16 protein-coding genes are annotated in these 18,286 nt (G+C 53.3%); all 16 read left to right on the top strand.

The annotated features are described in order from the left end of the window. The first annotated feature begins 3 nt into the window (after window positions 1-3). Window positions 4-603, top strand: a complete 600-nt coding sequence (rsxB, locus tag FHS30_RS03745) for an electron transport complex subunit RsxB (protein ID WP_183908435.1) — start codon at window positions 4-6, stop codon at window positions 601-603. Then, window positions 600-2,840 (top strand): electron transport complex subunit RsxC, encoded by a 2,241-nt coding sequence (gene rsxC / locus FHS30_RS03740; protein ID WP_183908433.1) that lies wholly within the window; start codon window positions 600-602, stop codon window positions 2,838-2,840. Before rsxB ends, rsxC begins: the two co-directional genes overlap by 4 nt. Window positions 2,841-2,848: 8 nt before the next feature. After that, complete coding sequence (rsxD, locus tag FHS30_RS03735) at window positions 2,849-3,904, top strand: electron transport complex subunit RsxD (protein ID WP_183908431.1); 1,056 nt, start codon at window positions 2,849-2,851, stop codon at window positions 3,902-3,904. Next, window positions 3,904-4,584 (top strand): electron transport complex subunit RsxG, encoded by a 681-nt coding sequence (gene rsxG / locus FHS30_RS03730; protein WP_183908429.1) that lies wholly within the window; start codon window positions 3,904-3,906, stop codon window positions 4,582-4,584. The genes rsxD and rsxG overlap by 1 nt, the downstream gene beginning before the upstream one ends. 4 nt (window positions 4,585-4,588) lie before the next feature. After that, complete coding sequence (locus FHS30_RS03725) at window positions 4,589-5,323, top strand: electron transport complex subunit E (RefSeq protein WP_221197169.1); 735 nt, start codon at window positions 4,589-4,591, stop codon at window positions 5,321-5,323. A gap of 179 nt (window positions 5,324-5,502) precedes the next feature. Beyond that, on the top strand, window positions 5,503-6,198 hold the full coding sequence (locus FHS30_RS03720; protein WP_183908425.1) for a TetR/AcrR family transcriptional regulator: 696 nt from the start codon (window positions 5,503-5,505) through the stop codon (window positions 6,196-6,198). 318 nt (window positions 6,199-6,516) lie between these two features. Next, window positions 6,517-7,116: a c-type cytochrome gene (locus tag FHS30_RS03715; protein ID WP_183908423.1), complete on the top strand. Its 600-nt coding sequence runs from the start codon at window positions 6,517-6,519 to the stop codon at window positions 7,114-7,116. Then, entirely contained in the window at window positions 7,113-8,306 is a 1,194-nt protein-coding gene (locus tag FHS30_RS03710; RefSeq protein WP_183908421.1) for a cytochrome-c peroxidase, read from the top strand. The genes FHS30_RS03715 and FHS30_RS03710 overlap by 4 nt, the downstream gene beginning before the upstream one ends. Window positions 8,307-8,318: 12 nt before the next feature. After that, window positions 8,319-9,866 (top strand): parallel beta-helix domain-containing protein, encoded by a 1,548-nt coding sequence (locus FHS30_RS03705; RefSeq protein ID WP_246341119.1) that lies wholly within the window; start codon window positions 8,319-8,321, stop codon window positions 9,864-9,866. 154 nt (window positions 9,867-10,020) lie between these two features. Continuing rightward, the gene (gene hmgA / locus FHS30_RS03700; RefSeq protein ID WP_183908419.1) at window positions 10,021-11,316 is read left to right on the top strand and encodes a homogentisate 1,2-dioxygenase; all 1,296 of its coding nucleotides are present in this window, start codon (window positions 10,021-10,023) and stop codon (window positions 11,314-11,316) included. 42 nt (window positions 11,317-11,358) lie between these two features. Then, window positions 11,359-12,369 carry a fumarylacetoacetate hydrolase family protein gene (locus FHS30_RS03695; RefSeq protein WP_183908417.1) on the top strand — a complete coding sequence of 337 codons (1,011 nt, stop codon included), beginning with the start codon at window positions 11,359-11,361 and terminating at the stop codon, window positions 12,367-12,369. Between the two features lie 16 nt (window positions 12,370-12,385). Beyond that, a complete protein-coding gene (gene maiA, locus FHS30_RS03690; RefSeq protein WP_183908416.1) occupies window positions 12,386-13,021 on the top strand; it encodes a maleylacetoacetate isomerase in 636 nt (211 codons plus the stop codon). A 46-nt stretch (window positions 13,022-13,067) separates the two neighbouring features. Beyond that, the gene (gene traF, locus FHS30_RS03685; protein ID WP_183908414.1) at window positions 13,068-14,612 is read left to right on the top strand and encodes a conjugal transfer protein TraF; all 1,545 of its coding nucleotides are present in this window, start codon (window positions 13,068-13,070) and stop codon (window positions 14,610-14,612) included. Window positions 14,613-15,086: 474 nt separating this feature from the next. Further along, window positions 15,087-16,334, top strand: coding sequence for a ribonucleotide-diphosphate reductase subunit beta (locus FHS30_RS03680; RefSeq protein ID WP_183908412.1), 1,248 nt, complete (start codon window positions 15,087-15,089; stop codon window positions 16,332-16,334). A gap of 75 nt (window positions 16,335-16,409) precedes the next feature. Beyond that, window positions 16,410-16,595, top strand: a complete 186-nt coding sequence (locus tag FHS30_RS03675; protein ID WP_183908410.1) for a hypothetical protein — start codon at window positions 16,410-16,412, stop codon at window positions 16,593-16,595. A 54-nt stretch (window positions 16,596-16,649) separates the two neighbouring features. Beyond that, window positions 16,650-17,558, top strand: a complete 909-nt coding sequence (locus FHS30_RS03670) for a GGDEF domain-containing response regulator (RefSeq protein ID WP_183908408.1) — start codon at window positions 16,650-16,652, stop codon at window positions 17,556-17,558. Window positions 17,559-18,286: the final 728 nt, after the last annotated feature.

Genomic DNA, 18,286 nt, shown 5'->3' with positions numbered 1-18,286 from the left:
ATTATGATTGAGCTGATTAGCCACCACCCGATCGCCAGCGCACTCATTGCGCTCGGCAGCTTGTCGCTGATATTCGGCGCTGTGCTCGGCTTTGCGGCGGTGCGCTTTAAAGTGGAAGGCGACCCCGTGGTTGCGCAAATTGATGCTTTGCTGCCGCAAACCCAGTGTGGACAGTGCGGCCATCCCGGCTGCCGACCCTACGCGCAGGGAATTGCCAACGGCGAGCCCATCAACAAATGCCCGCCGGGCGGGCAGAGCACCATCAATGCCATCGCCGATTTACTGGATGTTGAAGCGCCCACACTCGATGAAGAGCATGGCGAAGAATCCGATATTCCCACGGTGGCCTATATTCGCGAGGACGAATGCATCGGCTGCACAAAATGCATTCAGGCCTGCCCCATGGACGCCATTTTGGGCGCCGCCAAGCAGATGCATACAGTCATTGCCGACGAGTGCACCGGCTGCGATTTGTGCGTTGACCCCTGCCCTGTTGACTGCATCGACATGATTCCCGTGCAGACCACACTCAGCAGCTGGACGTGGGAGCCGCCGAAAGCGGATCTTATCGCCACCGATCGCAAGGAACACCAGGCCGCATGACCCAAATCTGGAACATTCCCGGCGGCATTCATCCACCGGAAAACAAACAGCAATCCCTGCGCGCGCCCCTAGGCCATATAGATTTACCGGCAGAACTGGTGTTGCCGCTCAATCAACACTTGGGTGCCCCAGCCGAACCCGTGGTGGCCGTGGGCGACAACGTCAAGACCGGTCAAGTCATTGCCCAGCCGGGCGGCCAATTCTCTGCCGCCGTGCACGCGTCCAGCTCGGGCCGCGTGATCGCCATCGAAGATCGACCACTGCCACACCCGTCGGGTTTTGCGGGCCCCTGTATTGTCATTGCACCAGACGGTCTAGACACCTGGATCAACCTCGAGCCCTGCCCCGATTATCGCGCGCAGGAGCCGGTGGAGTTAGTGCAGAAAATCCGTTTGGCGGGCATAGCCGGCATGGGGGGCGCAGGCTTTCCCACGGCCATCAAACTCGCGCCAAAAGCCAACCAGCCCATCGACACGCTGATTCTTAACGGCACCGAATGCGAGCCTTACATTACTGCCGATGACCGCCTCATGCGCGATCGCCCCGAGCAAGTCATCGAGGGCGCGCGGCTTATGGCGTATCTCTTGGGCGAGCCCGATCGCGTCGTCATAGGCATCGAAGACAATAAGCCCGAGGCCATTGCCGCCTTGCGCGCAGCCGCTGAGGGCAGCCCTATCGAAATCGCGGGATTTCCCACTAAGTACCCCTCGGGTGGCGAAAAACAGCTGATCACCATTTTGACGGGCCGAGAAGTACCCGCGGGGAAAATCCCTGCCGACATCGGCATCGTGGTGCAAAATGTCGGCACGGCCGTGGCGGCCTGGCGCGCCGTGGTACGGGGTGAGCCACTCATCAGTCGCATCACAACGGTCGTGGGCGAAGCACTGGATGTGCAGCGCAACGTTGAAGTTCGACTCGGAACGCCAGTGGCGCATGTGCTTGCTGCGCACGGATTTCAAGCCGCTAAGGCCTCGCGCATCGTGTTGGGTGGCCCAATGATGGGCTACGCCATTGAAACCGGCGATGTGCCCGTGGTCAAAACAACCAATTGCATCCTAGCCCCCAGCCAGCAAGAGCTGCCCGCGCCGCCGCCAGCCCAAGCCTGCATTCGATGCGGCATGTGCAGCGAGGCCTGCCCCGCAAGCCTGCTACCGCAACAACTTTATTGGTATGCGCGCGCGCAAGACCACGAAAAGCTCGAGGCGTACAACCTGTTCGATTGCATTGAGTGCGGCGCCTGCGCTTATGTGTGCCCGTCATCCATTCCACTGGTGCACTATTATCGCGCCGCCAAAGGCGATATTCGCCAAGCCCAAGTAGACAAAGAAAAAGCCGACCGCTCGCGTGAACGCTTCGCCTTCCGCCAGGAGCGCATTGCCCGACAAGAAGCTGAAAAAGAGGCCAAGCGCGCCGAACGAGCCAAAGCCGCGGCCGCCGCAAAAGCCAAAATGGCCGAAAAGAAATCCAATGCCGGCACGGCGTCCGACCCAGTTGCCACCGCCATTGCCAAGGCCAAAGCGCAACAGGCCAGCGCCCAACAATCGCCTGTCGAGCAACGGGCGAAGCTCGAGCGCCAATTGAGCGCGGCACAGGGACGACTTGCGCTAGCACAAGAAAAATTGTCCCAAGCGGAAACCGAGGAGCAAGCAGAAAAGTGTCGCGCGGCAGTGAAAACTGCGGAAATAAAGTTAACTGACGTGCAGCAAAAACTTGCCAACGCCAAGGATGCCCCCAAAGACGACCCTGTGGCCGCTGCCATCGAGCGCGCGAAAGCCAAGCTCACGATGAGCCCCCTAGAGAAGCTCAACGCCACTATCGCTACGCTGTCGGAACGCCTACAAAAAGCTGAAGCAAAACTGGCTCAAGCCCAGACGGAGCAATCTGCACACGTGGAAGCCCTGCAACTCGGTGTCGATAAATTGCGCGCCAAGCTAAATGAAGCGCAAGAGGAATTGGCATCGCACTCACCAACCACCGCCGATGAACGCGCACCGGATGATGCCGCATCCGCGGCCATTGAACGCGCAAAAGCGAAGGCAGCGGCCAGAGCTGCTATGAGCGACACCGACAAGCTGCGCGAACAAGTCAGCTCACTGGAAGTGCGCCTAGATAAAGCCCGACAAAAGCTGGCCGACGCTGAAGCGGAAGGCAGCCCGCACGTGGACGCACTGCGCACCGCGGCGGATAAACTGGCCAATAAATTGGCCGACACTCAATCAAGATTGGAAAACGCCTGAGGCCCGCTATGGCATTGATGCGCATCAGCTCCCCCCACGCCACCGGCCCCAACCGCACCACGCAGGTTATGCTGACCGTGTGCCTTGCGACGCTGCCGGGTTTAATGGCGCTGGTTTGGCACTTTGGCCCGGGGCCACTGATAAACGTGCTGTTGGCGAGCATTTTTGCACTCGCACTTGAAGCCCTTGCGCTCAAACTGCGCAAGCGCCCCATTGGCTTCTACCTGCGCGACGGTAGCGCGCTGGTGACCGGCATTTTACTGGGGCTAGCGCTGCCGCCCTATGTGCCGTGGTGGCTGATTTTTGTAGGTGTATTTTTTGCCATCGTCATCGCCAAGCATCTCTATGGCGGCTTGGGTTACAACCCATTCAATCCGGCCATGGTCGGTTACGTGGTATTGCTGATTTCCTTCCCCCTACCCATGACCCAATGGGTACTGCCGGCTGAACTCACCCAACAAACCCCCACCCTAATAGAAACACTGTTGGGCCTAGCCCAAGGCACCCAAGGCTTACCGGACGGTATTACCGGGGCAACACCGCTCGACGCCTTCCGCCAAAACACGGGTGAACTCGTGCTGGATGTCTACGCACAGTCGCCCGTACTGGCCGCGGGGCAATGGGCGGGTGCAGGCTTCGAATGGGTCAACCTTGGCTTCTTGCTCGGTGGCGCCCTGCTACTTCAACAGCGCATTTTCACGTGGCACGCGCCCGTGGGCATGCTGGCCACACTGCTGTTACTGTCAGCGCTATTTTATGACGGGGGCAGTTCCAATTCGGCGGGATCGCCCTGGCTACATTTGCTGTCTGGGGGCACCATGCTCGGCGCCTTTTTCATCGTTACCGATCCAGTAACCTCCACCACCTCCACAAAGGGGCGATTGATATTTGGTGCGGGTGTTGGCCTATTGGTTTTTTGCATTCGCACCTGGGGTAACTATCCCGATGCCGTTGCCTTCGCTGTACTACTCATGAATTTTGCCGCCCCGTTTATTGACTATTACACCACGCCCCGCACCTACGGCCACACAAAGCCCCGCAAAGCGACGGAGAAAAGCGAATAATGCTCGCAAAATCTATTAGCGCTAACAGTCTTTTACTGGGTGGATTTGCCATTCTGACAGCGAGCCTGCTCGCCACAGTTAACCTCTTCACTCAGGGGCCCATTGCCGAAGCAGAACGCGACGCGGCGCGCAAAGCGCTATTGGAAATATTGCCGCCCGCGACCCACGACAATGCATTACTTACCGACACGCTCGACATCAAACCAGAGTGGCAAGCGCAGCTCAACGCCAAACAGGGTACCCGCATTCATCGAGCACGAAAGGATGGCGACATTGTCGCGGTGATCATTCCAACCACAGCACCAGATGGTTACAGCGGCAACATTCATTTGATAGTGGGCGTCAATAGCGATCAAAGTATCGCTGGCGTGCGCGTACTCGCGCATACTGAAACGCCCGGCTTAGGTGACAAAATCGAGTTAAAAAAATCGCCCTGGATATTGGCGTTCAACAATCGCTCACTCAACGACCCATCTATAGAGCACTGGGCCGTTAAAAAAGATGGTGGGCAATTCGATCAATTTACCGGCGCCACCATTACACCGCGCGCGGTCATCAATAAAATAAAACACACGCTCAGTTTTGTGCAAAAAAATCACGATGTATTGTTTTCTGGCGAAAGCGTAGATAACACTCAACTGCCACACTCAGCGAGGCAGAAAAATGAACACCAGCACTGACCAAATGGAAACCCCATCCACAGCAGAAAAAAGCGTGGACTATGGTGAACTCATTCGCAACGGCTTGTGGAGCAACAACCCTGCATTAGTACAATTGCTGGGCCTATGCCCTCTACTTGCAGTGTCTGGCTCTGTGGTAAATGCCTTGGGCTTGGCACTCGCGACACTTCTGGTATTAGTGGGCTCAAACACATGCGTCTCGTTAATTCGAAATCACGTTTCCGACGCAGTTCGGCTGCCGGTGTTCGTCATGATCATTGCCGCCTTTACCACTTGTACAGAAATGCTGATGAAAGCATTCACCTATGAGCTCTATCAAATACTGGGCATTTTTATTCCGCTCATCGTCACCAATTGCGCCATTCTTGGCCGAGCCGATGCCTTTGCTTCAAAACACAAATTAATCCCCTCAGTTGTCGATGGCTTGATGATGGGCACGGGGTTTGGCGCCGTACTAATAACCATAGGCGCAGTAAGGGAATTGCTCGGGCACGGGACCTTGCTGGCAAACATGGATTTACTTTTTGGCGAGCAGGCAGGTAATTGGACTGTTGTTTTGTTGAATGATTATTCCGGTTTTTTAGTGGCCATCTTGCCCCCCGGCGCGTTTCTGGTAGTGGGCTTTTTAATCGCCGCAAAAAATCTCGTTGACCAAAAATTAAAAGAAAAACGCGAAAAAAATAAAATAAAATCCGTCAAAGGTAGTAGAAGAGTACGAACCACCGGAACAATTAGCTGACGAGTTCGCATTTTGCTGCGATCCCTTCTTCTCATCTCCCGAATTATGGTTACAATGCGGAATCATAAAAAATCGGGAGGCCAACGTAGTGTCCCGAAAGTAAGTGGCCCACATTAGTGACTAGTCAGTCTCGATGTAAGGATGAGGGCCCGGGCAATACCACTACTGAGGGAAAGGGAATGACAGCAGCAATTAGCACCACTAAAGCTGACACAATTGAGTTTCAGGGAAGAAAGGCTCAACGAGCCGATAGCCGCGAAAGACGCAGGGCTATTCTCGAAGCTACACTACGGATAGTCGTCCGCGATGGGATTCGCGGCGTTCGTCACAGGGCCATCGCGAAAGAAGCCGATGTGCCTCTTGCCGCAACTACCTACTACTTTAAAGATATTCATGAATTAGTTTCTGATGCGTTTAACCTGTTTGCTCAAGACAGCCTAAAGCAAACCGAAGCGCTAGCCGAAACGGGACTCGCCGCGCTCGATAAGCTGAAAGGTGCCAACCTCGCCGATCCACAAATTTTTGATGTACTCGTCACTGGCCTTACCAACGCCATGGTCAATCACATCAAAGCGCAAATTGCCGATCGTGACCGACGAGTCATAGAGCATTCATTTAAAACGGAAGCCTTGCGCAACCCGGCACTGGTGCGCACGGCGTGCATTCCACAAGCGAATATCACCACCAGCATTATGAATTTCTTTAAGCTCTTAGGCTCTAAAGAACCGGAGGCGGATGCACACATCGTGCACGGTGTCATTTTGTTCATGGAGTATCAGCTGCTGCTTGGCGATGAAATCATGGCCATGGAGATGGCCCAGAAATCACTTCGCAGAATGATTGGCCAGCTGCTCGCGCTGGCCGTCAAACGCTAATAAAAAAGCCCGGTAACGCCGGGCTTTTTTATTGCCATTACACCCCACTCGTCACCGGTGTTGCATCGATTCAGTGCCGACACCTGTGCGCACAATGAATAGCTGATGCAGAAAGCCTAGGCAATCTTATTTCCTACAGTTGACGCGACCGCACAAAATTCGCTGCCAATCCGTATGCTGGGGTGACAATTTGACGCGCTTGCCTTCACTGGTTGCTGTAGCCATGTATAATTCATGGGGCATAGGTGGCACGAATGTACCAACCAAAAATAACTATGCTTGCCGTGAGCCCATTGGAAAGCTAAGGAATGTCCGACCATGCAGCTTCGCCATTTATTCATACTTTTGTCATGCACTTCAGCACTTACTTTTGCATCGCCACACTACCAAACCTGTGCCTCTTGCCATGGCGCTCAAGGTGAAGGCAATGCCGCGATGCAAGCACCCGCATTAGCGGGACAATCTGCGACCTATTTAGCAAGGCAATTGAACTATTTTAAGTCTGGTATACGGGGCGGTGATCAGAGCGACACCTTAGCCCAACAAATGCGAGCCATGGCAGGCATACTGCCAAGTGAGGCAGCCGTTCAATCCGTCAGCCTGTTTCTCGCAAACCTCCCGCGAACCCAGCCCGCCGTGACTATCAGTGGCGATGCCGACAAGGGCTACAAACTCTACAATATGAAATGCGGCGCTTGTCATGGGCCCAACGGTCAAGGCAACGAAGCACTCAAGGCGCCGGCATTGGCAGGCGTGGGCGATGCCTATTTAGCGCGTCAATTTACGCTGTTTAAAACCGGCGCGCGAGGCAGTCACCCAGAAGATAAACCCGGCCGACAAATGAAGATGATGTCCACACACCTTAGCAACGATGACTTACGCGACGTGTTGGCATATATAAATACTATCGGTCGATGAGAATATTTTTTGCATTTTTTTGTCTTTTCGCTTGGCCCTTAGACTTGGCTGCGAATATTGCGCTAAGTGATCGATGCCCCCCCGGATTCGAACTCACGCCCAACAATCAATGTCAATTACACAGCCTTTACGATCAATACAACTCGCTTTATGGACAAGGCGTTGGGGGCTTAAAAACAGCGCTGCCCAGCCGGCGCGATGGCTTTAGCCCACAACAAATTGATTTAGGCAGATTACTATTTTTTGACCCCCTACTTTCAGGGGATAACACTTTGTCATGCGCCAGCTGCCACCATCCAGCGCTTGGCTTCGCAGATGGTCGCGCAACCCCCCTAGGCATCAACGGCGCAAGCAATCACCGCGCCGCTCCCAGCCTTTGGAACATGGCATTTTTAACGCGCTTTTTTTGGGATGCCCGCGCCACAAGTTTAGAGGCGCAAATGCAAGGCCCACTCTATTCGCCACGGGAAATGGGCACCACGCCAGCGGCACTGCTGCAAAAGCTGAATAGCAACGAAAGCTACAAACATCTATTTAGCGTCGCATTTCCCAACGCCAACCAACACATTACCCTCGACCAAATCTACGCAGCCGTAGCAGCCTTTGAAACATCACTAGTCTCTCTTAACAGCCGCTACGACAGATATGCACACGGGCACCAAGACGCGCTGTCTGACACCGAAATAGCGGGGCTAAATATTTTTAGATCTTTCGTAGCCCGCTGCGCTGAATGCCATACCCCGCCATTATTTACTAACCAGCAAATTGCGGTTATCGGCGTAGCGGAACCAATGGGGCAATCCTTTGACTATGGCGCGGGCACTATTTTTAACAACCCTAGTTGGAAGGGTGGCTTCAAAGTGCCGAGCCTGCGCAATATCGCCCGCACCGCGCCCTACATGCACAATGGTGTGTTCAAATCATTGAAAGAAGCAGCTCAATTCTATACCAACGGCAGAGGGCATGCCCTCGATACCGAACGTAAAAAGGAACTGCTGCTTCATTGGCACATTTGGGAGCCTAATCTTACCGATGAAGAGTTGGACCAACTCGTCGCATTTATGCACACACTAACAGATGAACAATTCACACCGCCGATTCCTAAAGCACTGCCCTCCGGGCTGCCACCTATTGGAGTCCTTCCATCACCGTTAGCGGATACATTGACTAGTAAGCATCTAAAAAATTAAGGGAGAACGATCTTGAGCAATAAACTATTTGCAGTTCTGATTTCCGCAGGCTTATTAGTCGGTGGATTTTGGCTGGGCCAACATCTGGCCACCAACAGTCCCGTAGCGTTAGTGGGCGATGCCGATCGTTATACCAGTAACGCCGCTGCAAGAATTACCGCTGGCACAGCACTCGATGCGTCAGTGGGTGCATCCGGCACAGGCACAACCATCGATGTATTCAACGGCGAATCCATTCAAGCAGCGGTAAAACGCGCAAGCTCAGGCGACATCATTCGCGTATACCCAGGCACATATCAGGAAACTGTTTATATCGACAAAGATGACATCTGGCTGACCGGGGTTATTCAACGTGGCCACTGGCCCATACTCGAAGGCAATCACACACTCAATGATGCGATACTCTATTCGGGCAACAATATCACCGTGGAAAACTTTCGAATCACGCACTACAAAGGCAATGCCATCATGGGCCAAGCCGGCAATAATTTCTTAATTCGAAATAATCACGTGATCGATACTGGTGTGTACGGAATTTTTCCGCAGCTTGGGAAAAACGGCTTAATTGAGCGCAACATTTTGAGCGGTATTGAAGACGCCGCCATTTACGTTGGCATGTGCGATAACATTCACGTGAACAATAACGAAGTGTTCGAAAATGTCGCGGGCATAGAAATTGAAAATACACGGCACGCCATCGTCGAAAACAACAAAGTTTATAACAACACCGGCGGCATTTTAGCGTTTATTACACCCGGGCTACCCATTAAAACCACCTACGATGTGATCATTCGAAATAATTTTATTTCCGATAACAATCACGTGAACTTTGGTGCACCAGGATCAATTGTTGCAGGCGTACCTTCAGGTTCCGGCATTGTGGTAATGGCTGCCGATCAAGTCACCATCGAAGGCAACATCATTACCAACAACAAAAATGTAGGAATTGTTATCACCGACCACCAAAGCTTTGCCAACATTTCGCTAGATCCAGAGTCCGACCCGAACTCGGACCAAGTCGCAATTTTAAACAATGTCATGTTTAACAACGGCTACCAACCCATTAATGAAATATCCGCCTTGAAACTGGTGAATTTGATAAAAAACGATGTGGATATTGTCAATGTCGGTACAAGTGCGGATAGCTGCATCTTAGACCCAGGCAAATACGTCACACTGGGGCTCGACGATTACGGTCGGTGTAACTTTTCCGATACCCACGGCACCGTATCCTATCTTTTACCTGAGCCAGCTGAACCCCACCCCTTCACCGATACGGAAAAAGGCAAGATGGCTTACTATGGCATTTGCACAGGCTGCCATGCCTACAATGTGCGAATGATTGGGCCGCCGGTACAAATCATTCAAGCGCTCTACATGGATAACCCCGAAGGGCTGGCTGACTATATTGCCAAGCCCATTAAAAAGCGCGAAGACTATCCGGAAATGCCCGCGCAAAACTATCTATCGCCAGAGCTACGTTTGGCGGTTGCGAAGTTCATGCTGGGCGTCGACAATCAGGGGCAATTTAACGATCCCGCGCTCAACCAAAATCCTTAGCCCAACGGTTTAAAGAGAATCATGTTTGGCGTACCGGCGCGTCCCATCTTAGAGGCGGTGGCCATTGACAGCCAACCGTCACTAGTCTGCATTTGACATTGGTTACAAATGTAACTAAATTGGGCGCACCAAAAATTGATCGAGCCAAACCTGTATGGAATCTGTGTCTTATTTGACCGGCTTTAACAATGAACACGAGACAGAGGCCCTGCCAGGGGCACTGCCGGTGGGTCAGTTCAATCCACAAAAAGTGGCTTACGGCCTTTATACAGAACAATTTTCAAGTACGGCATTTACCGCCCCGCGCGCGCACAATCGCCGCACCTGGTTCTACCGTATTCGCCCCTCGGCGGTACAGAGCGACTACCAACCCTACTCTCAGGCCAGCCAACTGGTTCGCACCGGCCCCATTACCGAGCAGGTACCGGTTCCCAATATGCTGCGCTGGTCTGCGCTGCCCATGCCATCAACTCCCACGGATTTTGTCGATGGTCTGGTCACGCTCGCAGCCAACGGTGACGCCGCCACCCAAATCGGCCTGGGCATTCACATCTACCTCGCCAACCAATCCATGACCGACCGTTTCTTTTATAACGCCGATGGCGAGCTATTGCTCGTGCCCGAAGCCGGCGGTTTGATTTTGCACACTGAGTGCGGGCGATTAGACGTCGCGCCGGGCGAGATAGCGGTCATCCCACGGGGCATGAAGTTTCGTGTGGCACTGCAAGATGCACAGGCGCGAGGCTACATGTGTGAAAATTACGGGGCCTGCTTCGAGCTGCCAGAGCGCGGGCCGGTGGGCGCCAATGGCTACGCCAACGACCGCGATTTTCAATACCCTGTGGCGGCCTACGAAGATCGCGAAGGGCAATTCGATTTAATCTGTAAATACGGTGGCAATTTTTTCCAAGCCACATTGGGCCACTCGCCCCTGGATGTGGTGGCTTGGACCGGCAACTCAGCGCCCTACAAATACGATTTGTCCCGCTTTAACGTCATCAACACCGTCAGTTTCGATCACCCGGATCCATCCATATTTACGGTGCTCACATCTCCCTCAGACACCCCGGGCGTGGCCAACTGTGATTTCGTCATCTTTCCACCGCGCTGGATGGTGGCGGAAAAGACTTTTCGCCCGCCGTGGTATCACCGCAATATTATGAGTGAATTCATGGGCCTGATTCACGGCGTCTACGACGCCAAGGAAAAAGGCTTTGAACCCGGTGGCGCCAGCTTGCACAACTGCATGAGCCCACACGGCCCAGAGGCCGACGTGTTTGAAAAAGCGAGTAATGCCGAGCTGCAGCCTCAGCGTTATGAAAACACCATGGCGTTTATGTTTGAATCGCGCTATGCCTTTACCCCCACCCATTTTGCAATGACAACCGAGCTCCGTCAGCAAAACTACGTGGCTTGTTGGAATTCGTTAAAAAAACATTTTCGCCCATAAATTTTCACGCCAGCCAGGCTGGCCACAACAGGGATTCAGAATATGAAACTTGCATCACTTAAGCACGGCCGTGACGGCGCACTGATTGTCGTTAGTCGCGACTTAACCCAAGCGGTAAAAGCCACGCACATTGCACCGACGCTGCAGGCGGCACTGGATGACTGGGCTACTATGGAGCCCAAACTGCAAGCGCTTTACACTGAGCTGAATGCCGGCAAAGCCGCCAACACCTTTGCTTTTGAAGAAAGTGCCTGCGCTTCACCGCTACCCAGAGCCTACCAATGGGCTGACGGCAGCGCCTATGTGAATCACGTAGAACTGGTTCGCAAAGCGCGCAATGCAGAAATGCCAGAAACCTTTTGGACCGACCCGTTGATGTATCAGGGAGGCTCCGACGATTTTATCGGCCCGCGCGACGATATTCCGCTGCCCAGCGATGAATGGGGCGTGGATTTCGAAGGCGAAATTGCCATCATCACCGATGACGTGCCAATGAGCACCGACGCCGACAACGCCAAACAACACATCAAACTGTTAATGCTGGTAAACGACGTGTCACTGCGCGGATTAATTCCCGGCGAACTGGCGAAAGGGTTTGGGTTTTTCCAGTCAAAACCCGCATCGGCATTTTCACCTGTGGCAGTAACGCCCGACGAACTCGGTGATGCGTGGGATGGCGGCAAGGTATCACTGCCCCTGCTGTCGTACCTCAACGGCAAGCCCTTTGGTAAACCCGACGCCGGCACCGACATGACCTTTCATTTTGGCCAGCTCATTGCGCACGTGACCAAATCGCGCAACATCGGCGCGGGCGCGGTGATCGGTTCAGGTACAGTGTCCAATAAACAAGGTACAGGCCACGGCACATCTATCGAAGAGGGCGGCGTGGGCTATTCCTGTATTGCCGAAATTCGCATGATCGAAACCATTCGCGATGGCAAACCCAGCACCGGTTTTATGAAGTTTGGCGACCGCGTCAAAATTGAAATGCTGGATAAATCGGGCAATTCCATTTTTGGTACGATCGACCAAACCCTGATCAAAAACGGCTAAGTAGGCGGGAACGCACATGAAACTCTACGGCTACTTTCGCTCATCAGCAGCCTACCGAGTGCGCATTGCACTCAACTTGAAAGGCATTGCGGCCGAACAAGTGCCTGTATCGCTGATCAAGGGTGAACAACAACAGGCCACCTACACAGCACTTAACCCACAGGGTTTGGTGCCTGCGCTGGCCACAGAGCAGGGATTGTTAACACAATCCCTCGCTATCATTGAATACCTAGAGAGCCAACATCCAACGCCCGCGCTGTTGCCGGGCGACGCCTGGCAGCAAGCGCAAATTAGAGCCTTTGCCCTCGCACTGGCCTGCGACATCCACCCCCTCAATAACCTGCGCGTACTCAAATACCTAACAGGGGACTTGGCCTTGGAGGACACCCAGAAAAATCAGTGGTACGCCCACTGGATTCAAACGGGGTTCGCAGCACTAGAAAGCCAACTCACGCAGACTGCGGGGGCATTTTGTTTTGGCGACAGCCCCACTTTGGCAGACGTGTGCTTAGTACCACAGGTCTACAATGCCAAACGGTTCAACGTGGACCTGTCTGCCTTCCCCAAAGTGCAGGCCATCGCTGAACACTGCAACACCCTCCCCGCTTTTATCGACGCAAGCCCTGAGCAACAGCCAGACGCGCCAAAATGACCCATTGCAATGCCGACACACTCGCTGTGTCGGTTATACTTGGGCCATGTCTAATTCCCTAAAACATCGAGCTCTAGCAGCTGCACTGCTGCTGTTTGCTCCCGCCCATTGTTTGGCCACTACCTTTATTTCCTTTGATGCTCGCACACTCGCGATGGGTGGCGTGGGCGTCGCCACCGGCAGGCCAGCCAATGCCGCACTTTTTAACCCCAGTCTATTGGCGCAAACCCACACTGAACATTTAGACGGCACTTTTGCGCACCTCTACCTAGGCGCGCGCCTTATTGATCGCGACGACTTTTTATCTCGAGTAGACCAATTTCAAGATAACTACTCAGAAGACAAGCTAGACGCACTCTTACTATCGGCACGCGCAGCCTTCCAAGATGGTCAACTTGATGCCCACCAACTGCGGACATTGGCTAGCGAGGGTGAGGGTCTAGTGAGCGCTATAGAAGGACTCTCTAATCGGCCCATTCGAGCCGCGGCGGCCGCAGGTTTCAGTGTCGGCCATACTGCCGACGGCTGGGGCGCTGGCTTATTCGTGCGCCACTATGCCATTTTGGGCGGACAATTTGAGCTGGCTGATATCGATTTATTGCGGATGCAACAACTGGTTGCAATAACACGAGCATCGGCAGACGTCATTGAATTTGGTGAACGCTCACAAGCCTTAATCGCCGCTATAGATTATCAACGCATCGAAACACTGATCCGTCAGTCCATCCAAGATGGCCGCCTAAATTCTGAGCTACTTAGCTATCAGGATATTCCCGGCGTGGCGGAACTAATTAACGCATTTGAAGCTACCGAGCCGAGCCTACAAGTACTCTTACCCTTCATAGATCTGGACGGCCTGACCCAGGCACTTCGTGCGCAGAATCAGGGCGTCCCCTTAGAACAATTGGGGTTAGGCGATATCGACTTACGCGATTACCTCCGCTATCAGGCGCCCGAGACATTCGAATCTGAGGTGCTTGTATCAGGCGCTGAAATTCAAGAAACCGCACTAGGGGGCGCCTGGCAGCTCTACCCCGACCAGCTGACATTGGGCGTGAACCTTAAACAGTTGGACATCACCCTCATCGACTTTAGCGCGCCGGTAGCCCAAATCGAATTTGAAGACTATCAACTGGCGAAAAATCAAACTAACTATATACGGCCCAACCTCGATATCGGTATGGAGTGGGTGCTAAACGATCGATGGAATTTGGGCGCTGTGGTGCGCAATGTGGTTCCCTTTACACTCACATCAAGGCTCGGCACAAAACGCACCTTTCGACCCATAGCCCGGGCGGGGTTGGGTTACCGCGGTGATCATTTTAATGTGGGCATCGATGTTGACCTCACAACCAACGAGCCACTGGGCTTCGATCCCAAAAAGCAATATATCGGTGTGGGTGTCGAGTACTACCTATGGCAACAAACGGCGGTGCGGGCCGGCTACCGTATCAATCGATATGACCACTCACAATTGCCCTCTTTGGGATTGGGGATAGGGTTTGACCAGGGCCACCTCGATTTTGCCGTTGCGCGATCTGAGCGATTTGATGAGTATGGGGTCAGCATCCAGCTCGGTATGCACTTCTAGCAGGTCTAGCCCTGCGGCTAGCGCGTTAGTTATTCCTAACCCACTTTCACGCACAGGCCGCCTCGCGGTCAGGGTGTGATCACTGCAACGCCCGCGCTGTCTGTGCTAGCGCAGACGATTCACATTCCACCCACAAGTTATCCACAAGCAGCACCATATATTGTGTTATTGCCAATTAGAATTTGCATATCTTGTGTTAATCGTTAGAATAAATCCCATCATTTAGCGCCCTCTCAACTCTAGGCTCCCTTTGACCGCGAGCAACGGCTAAAGGCTAATAATTCAAGGCCAGAGTCAATCCAATGGCGCAGCACAAGAACGAGCCCCTGCGGGCCCTAACGTCCACTGGCGCGAGTGACGGCTCTATAGCCTACTGCTAGGCGCCGGTAGAAACGATTACAAGCAACCTGTTTGCCATCTCCGGGGTATTTCCCGGCTAATTAATTATTAAAAGCAGTTTAAGGACCATTGACCATGCTGAGTTGGGACGACTACGAAAGCGAAGCCACCACAACCAAGCCCACCGAACCGCAACCGGCGCCTGCCGCCCAGCCTGCACCACCGGCGCAAGCTACACAGGCAGCGCCGGTAGCGGCCCAAGCGGCCGCACCGACAACCCCCGCCAGCGACGCCGTAGCCAAGGCGCGCGAGGCAGTGGCCAACTTGGACACCGCCGCGGGTATTGCCGATTTAGAATTGGGGGCCGAGCGGGTACAGGTGGACGATAAGCGCATGATCAACTGTCGCGCCGACCTCAACCAATTAGTGCCATTCAAATATGAGTGGGCATGGCAGAAATACCTAGACGGTTGCGCCAATCACTGGATGCCGCAAGAAATCAACATGACCGCAGACGTGGCCCTGTGGCGCTCCAATGATGGTCTGACCGAAGACGAGCGACGCATCGTCATGCGTTCATTGGGTTACTTCTCCACCGCCGACTCGCTGGTTGCCAACAACTTGGTATTGGCCATTTACCGCCTGATCACCAATCCAGAGTGCCGCCAGTACATTCTGCGACAGTCCTTTGAAGAGGCTATTCACACCCATGCCTATCAGTACTGTATTGAATCGCTGGGTATGGACGAAGGTGCCGTATTTAACATGTACCGCGAGCTGCCCTCAGTGGCAAACAAGGCGGTCTGGAGCCTGAACCACACTAAGTCACTGTCTGACCCAACCTTTACCACCGGCACCCCTGAAACCGATCAAGAACTGCTGCGCAACTTAATTGCCTTCTATGTGGTTACCGAGGGCATCTTTTTCTATTGCGGCTTTTCACAGATCCTGTCAATGGGTCGCCGCAATAAAATGACCGGTGTGGCAGAGCAGTTTCAATACATTCTGCGCGATGAGTCAATGCACCTAAATTTCGGCATTGACGTGATCAACCAAATCAAACTTGAAAATCCGCACCTGTGGACGACAGAGTTTAAAGCCGAAGTGGTGCAGATGATTTTAGAGGGCACAGAGCTAGAGATAGCCTATGCGCGCGACTCTATGCCGCGCGGTGTTCTCGGTATGAATGCCGCGACAATGGAAGAGTATTTGCACTTTATCGCCAATCGCCGTCTGGCTCAGCTAGGCTTGCCAGAGCAATTTCCAGGCGCGCAAAACCCGTTCCCGTGGATGAGCGAAATCATGGATCTGCGCAAAGAAAAGAACTTCTTTGAAACTCGAGTCATTGAATACCAAACCGGTGGCGCACTCAGCTGGGAGTAATTGGCCGCGTCGCCCTTGCCGGCGGTCTAGGCCGCCGGCAATCACCACTTAACTCAATTGTGACAGGAGAAAAAGATGGACCAGGACCGACGCACTACTACAGACCCAATGCAGGAAGCCCTGCTGATCAGCCTCGACCAACTCAGCCAAACCCTAGAAGTCATGGGCAATGTGGTCAATCGCCTGCGCTATCAAGTGGAAGGCTTGACCAATACGCACAACAAATCCACCTGCGAGCGCCAGCTCACCCATACACATTAACGCGAGCCCCCAAGTTTCTGTCTATACTGCTTTAAATGCTTAGGAAAGTGGTAAATGGCTAGAATATTTATCGTCGATGATGTCGAAGATAACATCAAATTGCTCTGGTATAACTTGGAAGATGATGGCCACGAGGTGGCGTCAGCGACTAGCGGCCAAGGCTGCATAGAGCTTGCGCCCGATTTTCTACCTGATGTAATACTGCTCGACATGATGATGCCCGGCATGAGTGGCATTGAGACGCTGCAGGCGCTTAAAGCCATCCCCTCCGTGGAAAATGTCCCAGTGATCATGGTGTCCGCGGATGACAGTGACGATAGCATCATTGACGCCCTGGATATCGGCGCCCACGATTTCATCTCGAAACCCTTTATTTACCCTGTGCTCGAAGCAAGAGTTCGCTCTGCGGTGCGCTTGAAACAAAGCCAGGAAGAGTTGGCAGCGGCAAACGAACGTTTGGCCACCTTGGCATCCACAGATTCGCTGACTCGTTGCTTTAATCGTCGACATTTCTTCGAGTTGAGCAATGTAGAGTTCGCCAAGGCAAAGCGTCACACACGCCCCCTGTCAGTCATCATGCTCGATGCCGATAAATTCAAAGCCATCAACGACAACTACGGCCACGCAATGGGCGATGAAGCACTCAAGCGCATCGCCGACGTGTGTCGAGAATGCCTCCGAGAGACCGATATCCTGGCGCGCCTAGGGGGTGAGGAATTTGCCATCTGCTGCCCTGAAACTACGTGCGAAGGTGCCACCCACATGGCCGAGCGCATACGCCAAACCCTAGAGAAGGCGGTGGTTGAATATGATGGCCAGTCCATCAGCTTCACCCTGAGTCTCGGCGTCACTGCTATTGAAGACGGTGACTCGGCCTTCGATCAACTGATTAACCGGGCCGATCAACTGCTGTATCAAGCGAAAACCAAAAGCCGAAATTGCGTGGTATCCAGCCCTCATTAGGCCGCAACAAGGCACTTTTGCTCGCCTTGTAAGCCATGGCTTACAAAAGGTTCAGCCAAACGCCACTTCCAGCCTCCTGCTCGTTTTTGCACAATGGACACATACAAGGAAGTCGACACGGATGTGAATCAGGCCATTGACGGTCAACGGAAGCGCCCTCAGGATCAAAGGGCCAAAAAAATACGGTCAGGGATAAGGCATCAAGGATAGCGAATGGATATGCGCGATGATGCAAGGATGTCGATTAGGGACTAATCAAAAGACCGACACTTAGGGAACGATATTAAAAGGCCAGCATTGCTGGTCTTTTTCATTTCTGGCCATTCACCATCTACCTCACACACGCGTAAGCAAAAGCTGACAACGCGTGCGACATTCTGCTTACACACCTTGCCGACCTTAGCCACTGGGCAACTGACTCGCGGTTTAGCAGAATAGCTATCAACAAGGAAGTCCACAGGATGTCGCGCTAGCCACTGAAGGCAAAGGGAAGTACCTCCCGGATGGAGGTCTATAAAAGGTCAAGGAAAAGGGACGAAGACCAGCACTTAGGGAAAAAGCTTTAAGAGGGCCAGCATTGCTGGCCCTCTTTCATTTTGTGCCAAACAACCAGAATACCCAATCCTGTAGGATTTGGCTGACAACGAAAGGGCGCGAATCCGACACACACTGACGATTCCCGCCACTAGGCCGTCAAGGTGCCAATCAGCATAATAGCTATCAACAAG

The sequence above is a fragment of the Simiduia aestuariiviva genome (assembly GCF_014192475.1).
Classification (GTDB): Bacteria; Pseudomonadota; Gammaproteobacteria; order Pseudomonadales; family Cellvibrionaceae; genus Simiduia; species Simiduia aestuariiviva.
This window is presented reverse-complemented; position numbering and strand designations above follow the sequence as displayed.